Raw genomic sequence first — 690 nt, 5'->3', positions numbered from 1 at the left:
GTTGCGCCAAAAGTGCGGCGTGTTGGTGCGCAAGTCCTGCTCGTTTAGTCGGTGCGAGAAAATGCACCATACGCGCATCCAACTCGTCATCGACGAGCACAACCGTCGGTTAACGCCAACCTGAATCACCTCGCATTATACCACCGCCCAGTCGGATCTGTAATGAAAACACCAATTTCAACACCCCCCGGGGCGCACTCATCAGTCTACCCCGCGAACTGCTTATCACCCGTCCCGTGCCCACCATCACCAGCGTCACCGCCTCGGCGTCGGCCCTGAGTTGCGGCGACCAGCGCCCGCTCTCGCTCGCGGCCTCCACCAGCCAGCCCGGGGCCTCCTCCTTCGCCTGGAACCTGCCACCCGGCTGGAACTACGTGCCCAATACGCCCACTAATACGACCACCGTTTCTGTCGACGAGCAAGCAGGCACTGTCGGCGCAATAACCCGGCTATAGCCCCCTCATCCACTAATTTGCTTGCTTGCTTGCTTGCTTGCTTGCTTGCTTGCTTGCTTGCTTGCGTTACCCTATACTTGCCCCCGCATACTCTACCCTACTATTTTAGTGGGTTGTCCACGAGCAAGATAGCGACTAAATACATCCAGTAGGTTCAGAATTTTGCGTGCCAGCGGCTGGTCAGGGGCCGTATGTGGCCGGGTGAGTTGGCGCAACAGATTCAGGCCGTGCCGAC

Annotated in this window: 1 protein-coding gene; it reads left to right on the top strand. The window is 58.6% G+C overall.

Features of this window, described 5'->3' with window-relative positions:
- Positions 1-236: 236 nt before the first annotated feature.
- Positions 237-455 (top strand): hypothetical protein, encoded by a 219-nt coding sequence (locus D0T11_RS22365; protein ID WP_147374812.1) that lies wholly within the window; start codon positions 237-239, stop codon positions 453-455.
- Positions 456-690: the final 235 nt, after the last annotated feature.

It is taken from the genome of Hymenobacter rubripertinctus (assembly GCF_003583925.1).
GTDB lineage: Bacteria > Bacteroidota > Bacteroidia > Cytophagales > Hymenobacteraceae > Hymenobacter > Hymenobacter rubripertinctus.
This window is presented reverse-complemented; position numbering and strand designations above follow the sequence as displayed.